Here is a 19,952-nt window from a genome sequence, read left to right as displayed (position 1 = left end):
TGCATAAGTATCCGCAGGACGACTCACGAGGTCGCCCTCAAATCCAAAAATGACAACAAATCATGAGGCCAACATGCTTAAACAAGCGGTCATTCCGTTTTTAGTCGGCGCAAGCTTATTAGCCAGCGCACCTTTCGCCCAAGCCGCGACTAACCTGGTGTTCTGCTCCGAAGGAAGCCCGGCCGGTTTTGACCCTGGTCAGTACACCACCGGAACCGACTTCGACGCCTCTGCAGAGACCATGTTCAACCGCCTGACCCAGTTCGAGCGTGGCGGCACCGCCGTGATTCCTGGCCTGGCGACCAAATGGGATATTTCCGAAGACGGCCTGACTTATACCTTCCACCTGCGTGAAGGCGTCAAGTTCCACACCACCCCGTACTTCAAGCCGACCCGCGAATTCAACGCCGACGATGTGTTGTTCACCTTCAATCGGATGATCAACAAGGACGACCCGTTCCGTAAGGCCTACCCGACCGAATTCCCGTACTTCACCGACATGGGGATGGACACCAACATCACCAAGATCGATAAAGTCGACGACCACACCGTCAAGTTCACCCTCAAGGATGTCGACGCTGCGTTCATCCAGAACATGGCCATGAGCTTCGCCTCGATCCAGTCCGCCGAATACGCCGCCCAGTTGCTCAAGGAAGGCAAGGCCTCCGACATCAACCAGAAGCCGGTCGGCACCGGCCCGTTCGTGTTCAAGAGCTACCAGAAAGACTCCAACATCCGCTACACCGGGAACAAGGACTACTGGAAGCCTGACGACGTGAAGATCGACAACCTGATCTTCGCCATCACCACCGACCCGTCGGTGCGCATGCAGAAGCTCAAGAAAAACGAATGCCAGATCACCCTCTTCCCACGCCCGGCCGACCTCAAGGCCCTGAAGGAAGACAAGGCACTGAAGATGCCTGACCAGGCGGGTTTCAACCTGGGCTACATCGCTTATAACGTGATGGACAAGATCAAGGGCAGCAACGAGCCGAACGTGCTGGCCGACCTGAAGGTCCGCCAGGCGCTGGACATGGCGGTCAACAAGCCGCAGATCATCGACTCGGTCTACCAGGGCGCCGGCCAACTGGCCGTCAACGCCATGCCGCCGACCCAATGGTCCTACGACACCACCATCAAGGACGCCAAGTACGACCCTGAGAAAGCCAAGGAGCTGCTCAAGGAAGCCGGCGTCAAGGAAGGCACCAACATCACCCTGTGGGCGATGCCGGTCCAGCGTCCGTACAACCCGAACGCCAAGCTGATGGCTGAAATGCTGCAGTCCGACTGGAAGAAGATCGGCCTGAACGTCAACATCGTCAGCTACGAATGGGGCGAGTACATCAAGCGTTCCAAAGGCGGCGAGAACCAGGCGATGATCATCGGCTGGAGCGGTGACAACGGTGACCCGGACAACTGGCTCAATGTGCTGTTCGGCTGCGACTCGCTGGCCGGCAACAACTTCTCCAAATGGTGCGACAAGAAATTCGATGGCCTGGTCAAGGAAGCCAAGCGCACCACCGACCAGTCCAAACGCACCGAACTGTACAAACAGGCACAACACGTCCTCAAGGATGCCGTGCCAATGACACCTATCGCTCACTCGACGGTGTATCAACCCATGCGCGCCAACGTGCAGGACTTCAAGATCAGCCCATTTGGCTTGAACTCCTTCTACGGCGTCAGCGTCAGCAAATAAGGTGACCTGTGGCGAGGGAGCTTGCTCCCGCTGGGCTGCGTAGCAGCCCCTCTTTTGAGCGCGATGGCGGTGTACCAACAACGCCATCGCGAGCAGGGCTCGCTCCCACGGCATGCCGTTGCTTTAAGCCAAGACCAAGGAAAACGCCTACATCCAAAAGCACTGCGTACCACAGCAGTTGGTTTGGGACGTATCGCCTTTTCCCACAAGTCTTTCAGGCATTACGCATTTACCGCCCGGCCTACGGCTCATACCGTCGGCACTTGGACGACTTGCCAGCCCTGCGGCATCGCTACGCAATGGAATGAGCTCAGTGCTCCGGACCTGTCCCCGGAAGAACACCGGTTCACTGTTAAAACACCCCGAACGAGAGAGGGAGCGTCATGCGCCATACCTTGGTTTTATCCGCATTGCTGGGCACCGGCCTGCTGGCCGCCACATCCGCAGCCCAAGCCGCCGGCGGCAGCCTGGTGTTCTGTTCCGAAGGCAGCCCCGCCGGTTTCGACACCGCGCAATACACCACGGCCACCGACAACGATGCCGCCGAACCGCTGTACAACCGCCTGGCCGAGTTCGAAAAAGGCGCGACCAACGTCGTCCCGGGCCTGGCCACCAGTTGGGACATTTCCGAAGACGGCTTGAAGTACACCTTCCACCTGCGCGAAGGGGTGAAATTTCACACCACCGACTACTTCAAGCCGACCCGGGATTTCAACGCCGACGATGTGTTGTTCACCTTCAACCGCATGCTTGATCCGCAGCATCCGTTCCGCAAGGCCTACCCCACTGAGTTCCCCTACTTCAACGGCATGAGCCTGAACAAGAACATCGCCAAGGTGGAGGCGACGGGGCCGTTGACCGTGGTCATGACCCTCAACAGCGTGGACGCCGCGTTCATCCAGAACATCGCCATGAGTTTCGCCGCGATCCTCTCGGCCGAATACGCCGACCAGTTGCTCAAGGGCGGCAAGCCGAGCGACATCAACCAGAAGCCGATCGGTACCGGGCCGTTCGAGTTCAAGAGCTACCAGAAAGACTCCAACATCCGCTACGTTGCCAACAAACAGTACTGGGCGCCGGAACGGGTCAAGTTGAACAACCTGATCTTCTCCATTAACACCGACGCCTCGGTGCGGGTACAGAAGCTCAAGGCCAACGAGTGCCAGATCACCCTGCATCCGCGTCCCGCCGACGTGCCGGCCTTGAAGAACGACCCCAAGCTGCAACTGATCGAGAAGCCCGGCTTCAACCTGGGCTACATCGCCTATAACACCCGCCACAAGCCGTTCGACCAGGTCGAAGTACGCCGGGCGCTGGACATGGCGGTGAACAAGCAAGGCATTCTCAATGCCGTGTACCAGGGCGCGGGGCAACTGGCGGTCAACGCCATGCCACCGACGCAGTGGTCCTACGACGACACCATCAAGGACGTGCCCTACAACCCGGAAAAAGCCAAGGAGTTGCTCAAGGCCGCCGGGGTCAAGGAAGGCACCGAAATCACCCTCTGGGCCATGCCCGTGCAACGTCCGTACAACCCTAACGCCAAGCTGATGGCCGAGATGCTCCAGGCCGACTGGGCGAAGATCGGCCTGAAAGTGAAGATCGTCAGCTACGAATGGGGCGAGTACATCAAGCGCACCAAGAACGGTGAGCACGACATCAGCCTGATCGGTTGGACCGGTGACAACGGGGACCCGGACAACTGGCTGGGCACGCTGTACAGCTGTGATGCCATTGGTGGCAACAACTACTCCATGTGGTGTGACCAGGACTACGACAAGCTGATCAAGCAGGCCAAGGTCGTCACCGACCGCGACCAGCGCACCGTGCTCTACAAACAGGCCCAGCAGTTGCTCAAGCAGCAAGTGCCGATCACCCCTGTTGCCCACTCGACGGTCAACCAGCCGCTGAGTGCCAAAGTCGAAGGGTTCAAAGTCAGCCCCTTCGGTCGCAACGTTTTCTCGGGCGTCAGCCTTACCCCATAACCGATAGCCATACAGTCTGGGGGCCCATTTGGGCCCTCACGCAGACGTCTTGCCTGAATTCGCCGATCAAGCGCCATGCAAACGTTTGCGATCTGTAAATGAGTTGTAAAAACCACTAGCCGTATCACCAAAAAAGACCGGCGTTAAAAAAGCAAGCAAAGGAGCGTTACCGATGAAACTGAGCAGCACCGCGATACTGGCCTTGGCCATCAGCAGCGTTACGGCCACGGCTTACGCTGAATCTGTCAGTCAGGAATTCGTTCCTACCGCGCTGGCCGACAGCAGCGCCCAGAGCGAAGCAAAAGGCTTCATCGATGGCCAGAGCCTGGGGGGCACGACTCGTAACTGGTACTCCAACGAGTTGAAACGTCGTGACGACCGATTCAGCTACAAGCCAAACAGCGTAAAAAATGACCCGTCCGTGCCGGCGACTCCCATCGCTCGTCGTATCAACTGGGTCCAAGGCACCATCGTCAACTACACGTCGGGCTTTACCCAAGGCACCGTCGGCGTCAGCACCGAAGTGGCCGCCTACAACGCTGTCGTTCTGGACCAGGACCGCAAGCACATTGCCGGTGGTTCCAACCGTACCCTGGCAGACTCCAACGGTGATGCCGTGGACCAATGGAGCAAACTGGGCCTGGCTAACGTAAAGTTCCGCGTATCGAACACGACGCTGACTGCGGGTCGCCAGAACTTCAGTACGCCAATCATTGATGTCATTGGTAACCGTGCGCTGCCTTCGAGCTTCGAGGGTGTCAGCCTGCACAGTGAAGAATTCAACAACCTCTCGTTCGATCTGGCCGGTTTCGATCGCGTTTCGCCACGGACCGAGCAGAGCCTGTCAAAATTCCGTACCGAGTATTCCGCCACTGGCGTGGAAACCGACAAGGTCTACACCGCCGGCGTGAACTACCAGCCGTTCAAGAGCCTGAAAACCAGCCTGTATGGCGCCAAGGTCGAAGACTTCTGGAACCAATACTACTTCGGCGCCACCCACGAGCTGGGCGATAGCCAGGTGCTCAGCCTGACCACCAGCCTGAACTATTACAAAACCGTCGACGAAGGCAAAAAGCTGATGGGGAATATCGACAACGATACCTACTCCCTGTCGCTCGGCCTTGCTCACCAGGCCCACAGCCTGACGTTCTCCTACCAGGAAGTGAACGGCGACGAGTACTTCGACTACCTGCACGAAACCAACGGCATCTACCTGGCCAACTCCCTGCTGTCGGACTTCAACAGCCCGAACGAGAAATCGTTCCAGATCGCCTACGGCCTCAACATGGCCGAGTACGGCGTACCAGGCCTTAAGTTCAACATCTACCAGGCACGCGGTTGGGGCATCGACGGCACGCATTACCGTGGCACGGCCTACACCGTTGCAGGCAACCAACGCGCCGACCTGAGCCTGATGGACGGCGAAACTCACTACGAATACGGTGTCGGCGCCTCCTACGCCGTGCAGAGCGGCCCGCTCAAGGCCACCGCGATTCGTGCCACCTACACCACTCACCGCGCCAGCGAAAACCAGGCTGATGGCAACATCAACGAGTTCCGCCTGGTCACCACCATCCCGTTCAACATTCTCTAAACTGCCACCGGGCGGTCGACTCACAAGGTCGCCCGCCCGGTCTTTTGCCATTGACCCGATTGCAGAGGATTGACGATGAACATGATTCCCCTACGCGCCGCCATCGCCGCCGCGCTGCTGAGCGTCGCCGTTGGCGCCACGGCCAAACCCCTGGTGGTTTGCACAGAAGCCAGCCCGGAAGGCTTCGACATGGTCCAGTACACGACTGCAGTCACCGCCGATGCCGTGGCGGAAACCATTTTCAATCGCCTGGCCGACTTCAAGCCCGGCACCACCGAGGTGATTCCGGCCCTGGCCGAATCCTGGGACATCAGTGACGATGGCCTGACCTATACCTTCCACCTGCGCAAGGGCGTCAAGTTCCACACCACCGAATACTTCAAGCCGACCCGCGACATGAACGCCGACGACGTGGTCTGGAGCTTCCAGCGCCAGCTGGACCCGAACCACCCGTGGCACAAACTGTCGAGCGTGGGCTTCCCCTACTTTGAAAGCATGGGCTTCAAGGAACTGCTCAAAAGCGTCGAGAAAGTCGACGAGCACACGGTCAAGTTCAGCCTGACCCGCCGCGAAGCGCCGTTCCTGGCCGACATCGCCATGGCCTTCTCCTCGATCTACCCGGCCGAATACGCCGACCAGTTGCTCAAGGCAGGCAAGGCTGGCGACCTCAACAGCAAGCCGGTCGGCACCGGGCCGTTCGTCTTCCAGCGCTACAACAAAGATGCCCAGGTGCGCTTCAAGGCCAACCCGGACTACTTCCGTGGCAAGCCGCCGGCCGATGCCCTGGTATTGGCCATCGCCACCGACAACAACGTGCGCATGCAGAAACTCAAGACCAACGAGTGCCAGATCGCGCTGTACCCCAAACCCGATGACATCCCCAGCATCAAGAAAGACCCGAACCTGAAGGTCACTGAACTGGACGCGATGACTGTCTCCTACACCGCCCTGAACACCAGTCACAAATACATGAGCGATGTGCGGGTGCGCAAAGCCATCGACCTGGCCTTCGACAAGGAAGCCTACGTCAACGCGCTGTTCGGCAAAGGCAACGCCACCGTGGCGGTCAACCCGTACCCGCCAACCCTGCTGGGTTTTAACCACGACCTGAAGAACCCGACCCGCGACCTGGACAAAGCCCGCCAGTTGCTCAAGGAAGCCGGCGTGCCGGAAGGCACCGTGTTCACCCTGTTCACCCGCAACGGCGGCGGCCCGACCAACCCCAACCCGATGCTCGGCGCGCAGATGATGCAGGCGGACCTGGCGAAGGTCGGGATCAAAGTCGACATCCGCGTGATGGAATGGGGCGAAATGCTCAAGCGCGCGAAAAACGGCGAACACGATATGGTGTCCGCCGGATGGGCGGGTGATAACGGCGACCCGGATAACTTCCTGACGCCTATGCTCAGTTGCGAGGCGGCCAAGAACGGCGAAAACTACGCGCGCTGGTGCAACGAGAAATTCCAGGCGCTGCTCGACCAGGCACGCGCCACAGTGAACCCCGAGGAGCGCGCCAAGCTCTATGAACAGGCCCAGGTGATTTTCAACCAGGACCAACCGTGGATCAGCATGGCCCACACCCGGATGTTCACTGCAATGCGCAACAACGTAGAGGGCTATGTGATCAGCCCGCTCACCACCAACAACTTCGCCACCACCCAGGTGAAGTAGATAAGAAAACGCCCGGTATCCCTTATCCGAGGGCTACCGGGCACGCCTAACCGGCTGATGAGGTACACCTGAAGATGTTTAGTTTTATTGCCCGCCGACTGGGATTACTGATCCCCACGTTCTTCGGCATCACCTTGCTGACCTTCGCGTTGATTCGCATGATCCCCGGCGACCCCGTGGAAGTGATGATGGGCGAACGTCGGGTCGATCCCGAAATGCATGCACAGGCAATGGAACGCCTTGGCCTCAATAAACCGCTGTATGCCCAGTACCTGGACTACATCGGCAAACTGGCCCACGGCGATCTCGGCGAATCGCTGCGTACCCGTGAAAGCGTATGGACCGAGTTCAGCTCCCTGTTTCCCGCGACCCTGGAACTGTCCATGGCCGCCCTGTTGTTCGCCGGTATCCTGGGCCTGCTGGCCGGGGTGATCGCGGCACTCAAGCGAGGATCCCTGTTCGACCATGGGGTGATGGGCATCTCCCTGGCGGGGTATTCGATGCCGATCTTCTGGTGGGGCCTGATCCTGATCATGTTCTTCTCGGTGTCCCTGGGCTGGACGCCGGTGTCGGGGCGGATCGACCTGCTCTACGACATCGAACCAAAAACCGGCTTCATGCTGATCGACACGCTGCTGGCCGACGAGCCGGGCGCGTTCCTCGATGCGCTGCATCACCTGATCCTGCCGGCCATCGTGCTGGGCACCATTCCGCTGGCGGTCATCGCCCGCATGACCCGCTCCTCGATGCTCGAAGTGCTGCGTGAAGACTACATCCGTACCGCCCGCGCCAAGGGCCTGTCGCCGTCGCGCGTGGTGTTCGTGCATGGCCTGCGCAACGCACTGATCCCGGTACTGACCGTGGTCGGCCTGCAAGTCGGCACGCTGCTGGCCGGTGCTGTCCTGACCGAAACGATCTTCTCCTGGCCGGGCATCGGCAAGTGGCTGATCGAAGCCATCGGCGCCCGGGACTACCCTGTGGTGCAGAACGGCATCCTGTTAATCGCCTGCCTGGTGATTCTGGTCAACTTCGTCGTGGACATCCTCTACGGCTTTGCCAACCCACGCATCCGTCACCAGCGCTGAGATCAAAACCATGAGTACTCCAACTACCGCGGTAGCAGTCGATCAAAGCCTGCTGTACCCGTCCCCGTACAAAGAATTCTGGCAGGCGTTTTCCCGCAACAAGGGCGCCGTGGCCGGGCTGCTGTTCATGATCCTGATCGTGTTCTGCGCGATCTTCGCGCCGTGGGTCGCGCCCCATGACCCGAGCGAGCAATACCGCGACTTCCTGCTGACGCCGCCGGCCTGGCTTGAAGGCGGGCAGATCCAGTTCCTGCTGGGCACCGACGAACTGGGCCGCGACTTGCTGTCGCGCCTGATCCAGGGTTCGCGGCTGTCGCTGCTGATCGGTCTGTCGTCGGTGGTGATGTCGCTGATCCCTGGCATCCTGCTGGGGCTGTTCGCCGGCTTCTTCCCGCGCTTGCTCGGCCCAACCATCATGCGTTTGATGGACATCATGCTCGCCCTGCCTTCGCTGCTGCTGGCCGTGGCGATCGTCGCCATCCTCGGCCCAGGCCTGATCAACACCGTGATCGCCATCGCCATCGTGTCGCTGCCGTCCTACGTGCGCCTGACCCGCGCCGCCGTGATGGGCGAACTGAACCGCGACTACGTGACTGCCGCGCGCCTGGCCGGTGCCGGCCTGCCGCGCCTGATGTTCATCACCGTGCTGCCCAACTGCATGGCACCGCTGATCGTCCAGGCGACCCTGAGCTTTTCCTCGGCCATCCTCGACGCCGCCGCCCTGGGCTTCCTCGGCCTTGGCGTGCAGCCGCCCACCCCAGAGTGGGGCACCATGCTGGCCTCGGCCCGCGACTACATCGAACGCGCCTGGTGGGTCGTGAGCCTGCCTGGCTTGACCATTTTGCTCAGCGTGCTGGCAATCAACCTGATGGGCGACGGGCTGCGCGATGCGCTGGACCCGAAACTCAAGAATGCCGCCTGAGGAGATTCCCATGTCACTGCTAGAAATCAAGAATCTCAATGTCCGCTTCGGCGACGCCACCGCCGTGCCGGTGGTCGACGGCCTGGACCTGAGCGTGGAAAAAGGCGAAGTCCTGGCGATCGTCGGCGAATCGGGGTCGGGTAAATCCGTGACCATGATGGCGCTGATGGGCCTGATCGAGCATCCCGGCATCGTCACCGCCGATGCGCTGAACTTCGACGGCAAGAACATGCTCAAGCTGAGCAACCGCCAGCGCCGGCAGATCGTCGGCAAGGACCTGGCGATGGTGTTCCAGGATCCGATGACCGCGCTCAACCCCAGCTACACCGTGGGCTTCCAGATCGAAGAAGTGCTGCGCCTGCACCTGAAGATGTCCGGCAAGGCCGCCCGAAAGCGCGCCATCGAGCTGCTGGAAAAAGTCGAGATCCCCGGCGCCGCCAGCCGCATGGACGCCTACCCGCATCAACTGTCCGGCGGCATGAGCCAGCGCGTGGCGATTGCCATGGCGATTGCCGGCGAGCCAAAGCTGCTGATCGCCGACGAACCGACCACCGCCCTCGACGTGACCATCCAGGCGCAGATCATGGACCTGCTGCTGGCCCTGCAAAAAGAGCAAAACATGGGCCTGGTGCTGATCACCCACGATTTGGCCGTGGTGGCTGAAACCGCCCAGCGCGTGTGCGTGATGTACGCCGGCCAAGCCGTGGAAGTGGGTCAGGTGCCGCAGCTGTTCGACATTCCGGCCCACCCCTACAGCGAAGCGCTGCTGGCGGCGATTCCAGAACACAGCATGGGCGCCGAACGCCTGGCGACCTTGCCCGGCATCGTCCCCGGTCGCTATGACCGTCCGCAAGGCTGCCTGCTGTCGCCGCGCTGCCCGTACGTGCAGGACAACTGCCGTCAACAACGCCCGGCCCTCGATCCGAAATCCAACAGCCTCGCCCGCTGCTTCTACCCGTTGAACCAGGAGGTGGCGTGATGGCCGTCGTACTTACCGCCCGTGACCTGACCCGTCATTACGAAGTGTCCCGTGGCATGTTCAAGGGCCATGCGACCGTGCGCGCCCTCAACGGTGTGTCGTTCGAACTCGAAGCCGGCAAGACCCTGGCCGTGGTCGGTGAATCCGGTTGCGGCAAATCCACCCTCGCCCGGGCCCTGACGCTGATCGAAGAACCGTCCGCCGGCTCCTTGAAAATCGCCGGCCAGGAAGTGGCCGGCGCCAACAAGGCCGAACGCAAGCAATTGCGCAAGGACGTGCAGATGGTGTTCCAGAGCCCCTATGCGTCCCTTAATCCGCGGCAGAAAATCGGTGATCAACTGGCCGAGCCGTTGCTGATCAACACCAACCTGTCGGCCACCGAGCGGCGGGAAAAAGTCCAGGCGATGATGAAGCAGGTGGGCTTGCGTCCCGAGCATTACCAGCGCTACCCGCACATGTTCTCTGGCGGCCAGCGCCAACGCATCGCCCTGGCCCGCGCCATGATGCTGCAACCCAAGGTGCTGGTGGCGGACGAACCGACGTCGGCGCTGGATGTGTCGATCCAGGCTCAGGTGCTGAACCTGTTCATGGACTTGCAGCAGGAATTCAACACCGCCTACGTGTTCATCTCCCACAACCTGGCGGTGGTGCAGCATGTGGCCGACGACGTGATGGTGATGTACCTCGGCCGCCCGGTGGAAATGGGCCCCAACGAGAACATCTACAGCCGCCCGCTGCACCCCTACACCCAGGCGCTGCTGTCGGCCACCCCGACCATCCACCCGGACCCGAACAAGCCGAAGATCAAAATCGTCGGCGAACTGCCCAACCCGCTCAACCCGCCGTCCGGCTGCGCCTTCCACAAGCGCTGCCCGTACGCCACCGAGCGCTGCAAAACCGAAGAACCGGCATTGCGCTTGCTCGATAACCGGCAGGTGGCGTGTCACTACGCGGAGCAATTCCTCGAAGGCGCGGCGTAACAGCCGGCACTTGCGATAAACCGTGGCGAGGGAGCTTGCTCCCGCTGGGCAGCGCAGCGGACCCTCTTTTTTGGGCCTGCTGCGCAGTCCAGCGGGAGCAAGCTCCCTCGCCACGAGTCATGCAACGAAGATGAAAAAAAACCCCTTCAGCCCGATCAAGCATCGATCAGGCGGAAGGGGTTTTCTTTTACCTGAATCTAAGTCTGGCTATCACCTTCATCGTCGGCATCGGGATCATCATCAATCGTCGAGTCGTCATTGTCTTGATCGCCAGGCTGCTGTTCTTCAGTCGCGGCCAGCATCAACTCACCCTGGGCCACCTGTCCGCTCGCCGCGTGCTTCTCATGCTCATCGCATTCCGCCCACACAGCCGTAGACCCCAGGGACAGCATCACCAACACCTTCAGTAAAAACATCATGCGTAGCAGCTTATTCATAGCCAATTCCTTCTTTTCCGGATAAAGCCGGGGCCTGACGGCGCTCAAGAAAATCTAGTTCTGAACAGGCCGGTTCACCAGATAGGACGCTGTCGAACCACCAGAAATGCCCCTGCCCGACAGATTGGTTTCGAATAAGTATTATCTCCAAATCTACTAACACCTGGAGCCCGTGTGGGAGCAAGGCTTGCCCGCGATGGCACCAGTACATTCAACGCTCCCCGCTATCGCGAGCAAGCTTTGCTCCCACAGAGATATCTGTGCCAAACACAAGTTTCTTGCCCGCTGAAGATCCAGTGTGGGAGCGAGCTTGCCCGCGATGGCGGTGGCACATCCAACATCCAGGCAAGCTGACCCGCCGCTATCGCGAGCAAGCTCGCTCCCACAGGGAATCTGTGCCAAACACAAATTTCTTGCCCACTGAAGATCCAGTGTGGGAGCGGGCTTGCCCGCGATGGCGGTGGCACATCCAACATCCAGGCAAGCTGACCCACCGCTATCGCGAGCAAGCTCGCTCCCACAGGGGATCTGTGCCGGACACAAATTTTTTGCCCGCTGAAGATCCAATGTGGGAGCGGGCTTGCCCGCGATGGCGGTGGCACATCCAACATCCAGGCAATCTGACCCACCGCTATCGCGAGCAAGCTCGCTCCCACAGGGGATCTGTGCCGAACACAAATTTCTTGCCCGCTGAAGATCCAGTGTGGGAGCGAGCTTGCTCGCGATGGCGGTGGCACATCCAACATCCAGGCAAGCTGACCCGCCGCTATCGCGAGCAAGCTTTGCTCCCACAGGGAATCTGTGCCGAACACAAATTTCTTGCCCGCTGAAGATCCAGTGTGGGAGCGAGCTTGCTCGCGATGGCGGTGGCACATTCAACATCCAGGCAAGCTGGCCCACCGCTATCGCGAGCAAGCTCGCTCCCACAGGGGATCTGTGCCGGACACAAATTTTTTGCCCGCTGAAGATCCAATGTGGGAGCGGGCTTGCCCGCGATGGCGGTGGCACATCCAACATCCAGGCAAGCTGACCCGCCGCTATCGCGAGCAAGCTTTGCTCCCACAGAGGGATCTGTGCCAAACACAAATTTCTTGCCCACTGAAGATCCAGTGTGGGAGCGAGCTTGCTCGCGATGGCGGTGGCACATCCAACATCCAGGCAAGCTGACCCGCCGCTATCGCGAGCAAGCTTTGCTCCCACAGAGGGGTCTGTGCCGGACACAAATTTTTTGCCCGCTGAAGATCCAGTGTGCGAGCGAGCTTGCTCGCGATGGCGGTGGCACATCCAACATCCAGGCAAGCTGACCCACCGCTATCGCGAGCAAGCTCGCTCCCACAGTGAGTTATCTATGTTCAGGGCACGGGACAAGCCATAAAAAACCCCCGCTGTTTTCGCAACGGGGGTTTTGATTTGCAGCTCAGCGTTTAGTGATGCTCACGCGTCGCGCGGAATTTCACATCCGGCCAGCGCTCTTCCATCAGCGCCAGGTTGACCCGGGTGGGCGCCAGGTAGGTCAGGTGACCGCCGCCATCCAGCGCGAGGTTTTCCACGGCCTTGTTGGAAAATTCCTCGAGCTTTTTCTTGTCGCCGCATTCGACCCAACGGGCGGAATACACGGTGATCGGCTCATAAGAGCACTCAACCTTGTATTCCTCTTTCAAACGGCTGGCGACGACGTCGAACTGCAGCACACCGACGGCACCGAGGATGATGTCGTTGCTGCGCTCCGGGAAGAACACCTGGGTGGCGCCCTCTTCGGCCAGTTGCTGGAGGCCCTGGCGCAGTTGCTTGGACTTGAGCGGGTCCTTCAGGCGGACGCGGCGGAACAGTTCCGGGGCGAAGTGCGGGATACCAGTGAAGCCCAAGGCTTCGCCTTCGGTGAAGGTGTCGCCGATCTGGATGGTGCCGTGGTTGTGCAGGCCGATGATGTCACCGGCGAAGGCTTCTTCCAGTTGTTCGCGTTCCGAGGAGAAGAAGGTCAAGGCGTCGCCGATGCGCACGTCCTTGCCGGTGCGCACGTGGCGCATCTTCATGCCTTTTTCGTATTTGCCGGAGCAGATGCGCATGAAGGCGATGCGGTCGCGGTGCTTGGGGTCCATGTTCGCCTGGATCTTGAACACGAAGCCTGCGAACTTCTCTTCCACCGGTTCCACGGTGCGCTCGTTGGCGACACGTGGCAGTGGGCGCGGGGCCCAATCGACCACGGCGTCGAGCACATGGTCGACACCGAAGTTGCCCAAGGCGGTCCCGAAGAACACCGGGGTCAGTTGGCCGTCGAGGAATTCCTGTTGGTTGAACTCGTGGCAGGCGCCCTGTACCAGTTCCAGTTGCTCGACAAAACGATCGTACTCGTCGCCCAGATGCGCGCGGGCCTCGTCGGAGTCGAGCTTCTCGATGATCTTGACTTCGGTGCGCTCGTGCCCGTGACCGGCGGTGTAGACGATGATGTAGTCGTCGGCCAGGTGGTACACGCCCTTGAAGTCGCGGTAGCAACCGATCGGCCAGGTGATCGGCGCCGCCTTGATCTTCAGGACCGCTTCGATCTCGTCGAGCAGTTCGATCGGGTCACGGATGTCGCGGTCGAGTTTGTTGATGAAGCTGACGATCGGCGTGTCCCGCAGACGGCAGACATCCATCAGCGCGATGGTCCGTGGCTCGACGCCTTTACCGCCGTCGAGGACCATCAAGGCCGAGTCCACCGCGGTCAGGGTGCGGTAGGTGTCTTCGGAGAAGTCTTCGTGGCCCGGGGTGTCGAGCAGGTTGATCATGTGATCGCGATACGGGAATTGCATGACCGACGTGGTAATGGAAATACCCCGTTGTTTTTCCATTTCCATCCAGTCGGAGGTGGCATGGCGGTCGGACTTGCGAGATTTCACCGTGCCAGCGACCGCAATCGCCTTGCCCATCAGCAAGAGCTTTTCGGTGATGGTGGTCTTACCGGCATCGGGGTGGGAAATAATGGCGAAAGTGCGGCGTTTCGCGACTTCGGCGGCCTGTTTGGTCATGGGAAATCGCCTGGCAGGTGATTCAAAAAAGGGCGGCGATTATAGCTCAACTTGAACCAGGAACCGAACCGTTGAGCACATCAAGGGTGGCCAGATATTGCCCAGCATGGGAACCTTTCGCCGCGTGGAGGCGTCCACCACCCTGTTACGGCTATTCGTCAGGGTCTGAAAAATCAGCAAGTTAGCCTGACGAGGCTGCGCTCATGGCTCGATTTATCTGCCGTTTTACCGGCATCGAAAAGAGCTGCTTCTCGCGAACGTCTTGTCCCGACAGCCAGCAATGGCCTGCCACACGGGACTGCGTGCGCCGACTGAAACAAAAAGGAGTCCGCCTGTGGCTATCCGCTATGGCAAAGGGCTTATCGGGGGTGCGGTCGTCGTCGCGCTCCTGGCCCTGTTGGTCCACTGGATCGGCATCGATACGATCCAACATTACCGCGACGATCTGTTGTTTTACCTGCAAGCGCACCTGATGCTTGTACTGGCCTCCATGCTGGCGGCCCTGATTGTCGGCATCCCCGCCGGCATCGCCCTCAGCCGCCCTGGCCTGGTCGGGCGCGCCGAACGCTTCATGCAAGTGTTCAACATCGGCAATACCGTGCCGCCCCTGGCCGTGCTGGCCATCGCCCTGGGTATCCTGGGCATCGGCAGCGGGCCGGCCATCTTCGCCCTGTTCCTCGCCTCGCTGCTGCCCATCGTGCGCAACACCTATGAAGGCCTGAAGAATGTACAGGGCTCCCTCAAGGAAGCCGCCGTCGGCATCGGCATGACCCCGCGCCAGGTGCTGTGGAAAGTCGAATTGCCCAACGCCGTGCCGATCATCGTCGGCGGCGTGCGCGTAGCCCTGGCGATCAACGTCGGCACCGCGCCCCTGGCGTTCCTGATTGGCGCCAACAGCCTCGGCAGCCTGATCTTCCCCGGCATCGCCTTGAACAACCAGCCGCAGCTGCTGCTCGGCGCGGCCTGCACCGCCCTCTTGGCACTGCTGCTCGACGGCCTGGTGACACTGGCCAGCCGTCTCTGGCTGGAACGCGGTCTGCGACCGTCATAAGCCCGGCTGGATAAAGGAAATCGTTTATGAAGAAGTTGAGCTTGATATTGGGCTGTGTCCTGCTGTTCGCAGGGTTCGCCCAAGCGGCTGAAAAACCGCTGATCCGCCTCGGCGCCCGAGTGTTCACCGAACAGACGCTGCTGGCGGAAATCACCGCGCAATACCTGCGCGATAAAGGTTATGACGCGCAAATCACCGGCGGCCTGGGCAGCACCCTGGCCCGCAGTGCCCATGAGACCGGGCAATTGGACATGCTGTGGGAATACACCGGCGTGTCGCTGGTGTCCTACAACCATGTCACGGAAAAACTCGACAGCGCCCAGTCCTACGCCCGGGTGAAAGAACTCGACGCCAAAAAAGGCCTGGTCTGGCTCGCACCGTCGAAATTCAGCAACACCTTCGCCCTGGCCCTGCCGGAAAAGGTTGCGCAGAAATATCCGCAAATCAACACCATCAGCCAATTGAACACGGTGTTGCAAGCCGAAGCCGATGACAATCATCTGGTGGCCCTGGACACCGAGTTCGCCAACCGTTCCGACGGCCTGGCGGGCATGGTCGAGCAGTACGGCATGAACCTCACCCGCAAGAATATCCGGCAGATGGACGCAGGCCTGGTCTACACCGCCCTGCGCAACAGTCAGGTGTTCGCCGGCCTGGTCTACACCACCGACGGCCGGCTCAACGCCTTCAAACTGAAGTTGCTGGAAGACGACAAGCATTACTTCCCCGATTACACCGCCGCGCCGGTAGTACGCCAGGTGTTCCTCGACGCGCACCCACAACTGGCTGCGCAGCTCAAGCCCCTGACCGAACTGTTCGACGACGCAACCATGCGCCAGCTCAACGCCCGCGTGGACGTCGATCATGAAAGCCCCTCCGCCGTTGCCGCCGATTTCCTGCGCCAACATTCGCTGCTCTCAACCCAATGACCTGGAGGAAAAGCCATGGATTTTCTTGACGCCTTTTCCCATCTGGACTGGCCGCTGGTGCTGCACCTGACCTGGCAGCACATCACCCTGGTGGGCATCGCCGTGACCCTGGCGATTATCGTCGGTGTGCCGCTGGGCATTTTCATGACCCGCTTCCCGGCGCTCGCCGGCCCCTTGCAGGCCAGCGCCACGGTGCTGCTGACAATTCCGTCGATTGCCCTGTTCGGCCTGCTGCTGCCGTTCTATTCCAAGTTCGGCCAGGGCCTGGGGCCAATGCCAGCGATCACCGCAGTGTTTCTCTATTCGCTGTTGCCGATCATGCGTAACACCTACCTGGCCCTGACCGGCGTAGAACCGGGCATCCGTGAAGCCGCCCGCGGCATCGGCATGACCTTCGTCCAGCGCCTGCGCATGGTCGAACTGCCCATCGCCGTGCCGGTGATCCTGGCCGGCGTACGCACCGCCGTGGTCATGAACATCGGCGTCATGACCATCGCCGCCACCATCGGCGCCGGTGGCCTGGGCGTGCTCATCCTCGCTTCCATCAGCCGCAGCGACATGTCGATGCTGATCGTCGGCGCCGTGCTGGTCAGTCTCCTGGCCATCTTCGCCGACCTGCTTCTGCAATGGCTGCAACGCTCGCTGACTCCTAAAGGACTTCTCAAATGATCGAACTTCAAAACCTCAGCAAAACCTTCAAGAGCAACGGCAAAGACGTCAAGGCCGTGGACTCGGTGAACCTGACCGTCAACGAAGGCGAGATCTGCGTGTTCCTCGGGCCGTCGGGCTGTGGCAAAAGCACCACGCTGAAGATGATCAACCGGCTGATCCCACCCACCTCGGGCAAGGTGTTGATCAACGGCGAAGACACCACCGGCCTGGACGAAGTGACCCTGCGCCGTAACATCGGCTACGTGATCCAGCAGATCGGCCTGTTCCCGAACATGACCATCGAGGAAAACATCACCGTCGTCCCGCGCCTGCTCGGCTGGGACAAGCAGAAATGCCACGACCGCGCCCGCGAATTGATGAGCATGATCAAGCTCGAACCCAAGCAGTACCTGCATCGCTACCCCCGTGAACTGTCCGGCGGCCAGCAGCAGCGGATCGGCGTGATCCGGGCCTTGGCGGCCGATGCACCGCTGTTGCTGATGGACGAACCTTTCGGCGCGGTCGACCCGATCAACCGCGAGATGATCCAGAACGAGTTCTTCGAAATGCAGCGGGCGCTGAACAAGACCGTGATCATGGTCAGCCACGACATCGACGAGGCCATCAAGCTGGGGGACAAGATCGCGATCTTCCGCGCCGGCAAGCTGGTCCAGTGCGATCACCCGGACACGTTGCTGGCGCATCCGGCCGACGAGTTCGTCAGCAACTTCGTCGGCCAGGACAGCACGCTCAAGCGCCTGTTGCTGGTCAAGGCCGAAGACGCCGCCGACAACGCCCCGTCGGTCAGCCCCGAAACGCCGGTGAGTGAGGCGCTGGAGTTGATGGACGAGCATGACCGGCGCTACGTGGTGGTCACCTGTGCCGAGAACAAGGCCCTGGGCTATGTACGCCGTCGCGACCTGCATCGCCAGACCGGCACGTGCGACCAATACCTGCGCGAATTCAACGCCACTGCCGCCTACGACGAACACCTGCGGATCCTGCTGTCGCGCATGTACGAGTTCAACCGTTCGTGGCTGCCGGTGCTGGATGCCGAACGGGTGTTCCTCGGTGAGGTGACCCAGGAGTCGATTGCCGAGTACCTGAGTTCCGGTAAGTCCCGTGGGGGCAAGACCAGCATTGTCTCGCCGGCCGAGACAGCGTTGGCCTGACTGACGCCTTCGCGAGCAAGCCCGCTCCCACATTAGATCTGCATCGACCGGCAATTTGTGCTTGAACACAGCCCAGTGTGGGAGCGGGCTTGCTCGCGAATGGGGCTGCACAAATACCCCTGAAACACCTCAAAAACAACTTCAACGGGAACATCAATCTGTCACGCAGGTCGGTTACATCATGAGCTGTCGCGGGCCGCACGACGGATGTGTGCAAAAACGCGACATTTTTAGTTGATCTCAGGCCCCTCACGCCCTAAAGTTCGCGCCGAACGTCCATGCTGGAAACGATCCATCCGGCTCAAGTACTGACGACGAGACAGCAAGGCCAAGGGAATCACGCATCCCATGGCCTTTTTGCTTTCGGCGACATGCCTTGGGAAGTAGGCGAACCAAAGTGGGGATACGGAGGACGTTCACGAAGGCTGCTAGCCTCCACACCCATTGATCCTGATGTTTGCCAGTAGGAGTCCCAAGTATGTCGATCCAGGTCGAAGATTATTTCGCGCGCGAAACCTTCCAGAAAATGAAAGCGTTCGCCGACAAGCAGGAAACCCCGTTCGTGGTGATCGACACCGCGATGATCTCCCAGGCCTATGACGACCTGCGCGCCGGTTTCGAATTCGCCAAGGTCTACTACGCCGTCAAGGCCAACCCGGCGGTGGAAATCATCGACCTGCTCAAGGAAAAAGGCTCGAACTTCGACATCGCCTCGATCTATGAGCTGGACAAGGTCATGAGCCGTGGCGTGGGCCCGGAGCAGATCAGCTACGGCAACACCATCAAGAAATCCCGTGACATCCGCTACTTCTACGAGAAGGGCGTGCGCCTGTATGCCACCGACTCCGAAGCCGACCTGCGCAACATCGCCAAGGCCGCGCCGGGCTCGAAAGTCTATGTGCGGATCCTCACCGAAGGCTCGACCACCGCTGACTGGCCGTTGTCGCGCAAGTTCGGCTGCCAGACCGACATGGCCATGGACCTGCTGATCCTGGCTCGCGACCTGGGCCTGGTGCCGTACGGCATTTCGTTCCACGTCGGCTCGCAACAGCGCGACATCAGCGTCTGGGACGCCGCCATCGCCAAGGTCAAGGTGATCTTCGAACGCCTGAAAGAAGAGGATGGCATCGTTCTGCAGTTGATCAACATGGGCGGTGGCTTCCCGGCCAACTACATCACCCGCACCAACAGCCTGGAGACCTACGCCGAGGAAATCATCCGTTTCCTCAAGGAAGACTTCGGTGACGACCTGCCGGAAATCATCCTGGAGCCGGGCCGTTCGTTGATCGCCAACGCCGGTATCCTGGTCAGCGAAGTGGTGTTGGTGGCGCGTAAGTCCCGTACCGCTGTCGAGCGTTGGGTGTACACGGATGTGGGCAAGTTTTCCGGCCTGATCGAAACCATGGACGAAGCCATCAAGTTTCCGATCTGGACCGAGAAGAAAGGTGAGATGGAAGAAGTGGTCATCGCCGGGCCGACCTGCGACAGCGCTGACATCATGTATGAGAACTACAAGTACGGCTTGCCGTTGAACCTGGCTATTGGGGATCGGCTGTACTGGTTGTCGACTGGGGCTTATACCACTAGCTATAGCGCGGTGGAGTTCAATGGCTTTCCGCCGCTGAAATCGTTTTACGTGTGATGCGCTTGGGGCTTGAACCTTTGTAGTTCTGTTGCGTAATAAAAACGGCGCTTTTTTCAGAAATGGAAAGCGCCGTTTTTTTTGGGGTTTTTGAGAGGGTTATTTTGCCGTGCGGTTGGTGTGTATATCCGTTATTTCGGTAACGGC

The 19,952-nt window shown here is 60.2% G+C and carries 15 protein-coding genes; 13 read left to right on the top strand and 2 right to left on the bottom strand.

The features are described 5' to 3' along the window. Positions 1-73: 73 nt before the first annotated feature. The 8 genes from PSH84_RS08970 (at position 74) to PSH84_RS08935 (ending at position 10,915) form a co-directional block, all read left to right on the top strand. A complete protein-coding gene (locus tag PSH84_RS08970; RefSeq protein WP_122569173.1) occupies positions 74-1,699 on the top strand; it encodes an ABC transporter substrate-binding protein in 1,626 nt (541 codons plus the stop codon). Between the two features lie 383 nt (positions 1,700-2,082). Beyond that, positions 2,083-3,684 carry an ABC transporter substrate-binding protein gene (locus PSH84_RS08965; protein WP_305482665.1) on the top strand — a complete coding sequence of 534 codons (1,602 nt, stop codon included), beginning with the start codon at positions 2,083-2,085 and terminating at the stop codon, positions 3,682-3,684. Positions 3,685-3,856: 172 nt separating this feature from the next. Next, positions 3,857-5,278 carry an OprD family porin gene (locus tag PSH84_RS08960; RefSeq protein ID WP_122569171.1) on the top strand — a complete coding sequence of 474 codons (1,422 nt, stop codon included), beginning with the start codon at positions 3,857-3,859 and terminating at the stop codon, positions 5,276-5,278. Between the two features lie 75 nt (positions 5,279-5,353). Next, positions 5,354-6,949, top strand: coding sequence for an ABC transporter substrate-binding protein (locus PSH84_RS08955; protein ID WP_305469713.1), 1,596 nt, complete (start codon positions 5,354-5,356; stop codon positions 6,947-6,949). 74 nt (positions 6,950-7,023) lie between these two features. Beyond that, on the top strand, positions 7,024-8,034 hold the full coding sequence (locus PSH84_RS08950; protein ID WP_014336601.1) for an ABC transporter permease subunit: 1,011 nt from the start codon (positions 7,024-7,026) through the stop codon (positions 8,032-8,034). A gap of 10 nt (positions 8,035-8,044) precedes the next feature. Further along, a complete protein-coding gene (locus PSH84_RS08945) occupies positions 8,045-8,956 on the top strand; it encodes an ABC transporter permease subunit (RefSeq protein ID WP_053118415.1) in 912 nt (303 codons plus the stop codon). Positions 8,957-8,966: 10 nt separating this feature from the next. Next, positions 8,967-9,935 (top strand): ABC transporter ATP-binding protein, encoded by a 969-nt coding sequence (locus PSH84_RS08940; protein WP_122569169.1) that lies wholly within the window; start codon positions 8,967-8,969, stop codon positions 9,933-9,935. After that, on the top strand, positions 9,935-10,915 hold the full coding sequence (locus tag PSH84_RS08935) for a peptide ABC transporter ATP-binding protein (protein ID WP_305469711.1): 981 nt from the start codon (positions 9,935-9,937) through the stop codon (positions 10,913-10,915). The genes PSH84_RS08940 and PSH84_RS08935 overlap by 1 nt, the downstream gene beginning before the upstream one ends. A gap of 197 nt (positions 10,916-11,112) precedes the next feature. Here PSH84_RS08935 and PSH84_RS08930 read toward each other — a convergent pair whose 3' ends face one another. Further along, complete coding sequence (locus PSH84_RS08930; protein WP_122569166.1) at positions 11,113-11,352, bottom strand: hypothetical protein; 240 nt, start codon at positions 11,350-11,352, stop codon at positions 11,113-11,115. Between the two features lie 1,424 nt (positions 11,353-12,776). Beyond that, positions 12,777-14,360: a peptide chain release factor 3 gene (locus PSH84_RS08925; protein WP_122569164.1), complete on the bottom strand. Its 1,584-nt coding sequence runs from the start codon at positions 14,358-14,360 to the stop codon at positions 12,777-12,779. Positions 14,361-14,694: 334 nt separating this feature from the next. Between PSH84_RS08925 and PSH84_RS08920 the strand changes: the two genes are divergently transcribed. From PSH84_RS08920 to PSH84_RS08900, 5 genes are all read left to right on the top strand, one after another. Then, on the top strand, positions 14,695-15,411 hold the full coding sequence (locus tag PSH84_RS08920; protein ID WP_305469707.1) for an ABC transporter permease: 717 nt from the start codon (positions 14,695-14,697) through the stop codon (positions 15,409-15,411). A gap of 26 nt (positions 15,412-15,437) precedes the next feature. Next, a complete protein-coding gene (locus tag PSH84_RS08915; RefSeq protein WP_122569162.1) occupies positions 15,438-16,340 on the top strand; it encodes a glycine betaine ABC transporter substrate-binding protein in 903 nt (300 codons plus the stop codon). Between the two features lie 15 nt (positions 16,341-16,355). Then, the gene (locus PSH84_RS08910; RefSeq protein WP_305469705.1) at positions 16,356-17,009 is read left to right on the top strand and encodes an ABC transporter permease; all 654 of its coding nucleotides are present in this window, start codon (positions 16,356-16,358) and stop codon (positions 17,007-17,009) included. Then, a complete protein-coding gene (locus PSH84_RS08905) occupies positions 17,006-18,163 on the top strand; it encodes an osmoprotectant ABC transporter ATP-binding protein OsmV (protein ID WP_122569160.1) in 1,158 nt (385 codons plus the stop codon). Before PSH84_RS08910 ends, PSH84_RS08905 begins: the two co-directional genes overlap by 4 nt. Before the next feature lie 478 nt (positions 18,164-18,641). Continuing rightward, positions 18,642-19,805 (top strand): type III PLP-dependent enzyme, encoded by a 1,164-nt coding sequence (locus PSH84_RS08900; protein WP_122569159.1) that lies wholly within the window; start codon positions 18,642-18,644, stop codon positions 19,803-19,805. The last annotated feature ends 147 nt before the right edge of the window (positions 19,806-19,952 follow it).

It is taken from the genome of Pseudomonas beijingensis (assembly GCF_030687295.1).
GTDB classification, from domain to species: Bacteria; Pseudomonadota; Gammaproteobacteria; order Pseudomonadales; family Pseudomonadaceae; genus Aquipseudomonas; species Aquipseudomonas beijingensis.
The sequence above is the reverse complement of the archived record's forward strand: the minus strand, read 5'-3'. Positions and strand labels throughout refer to the sequence as shown.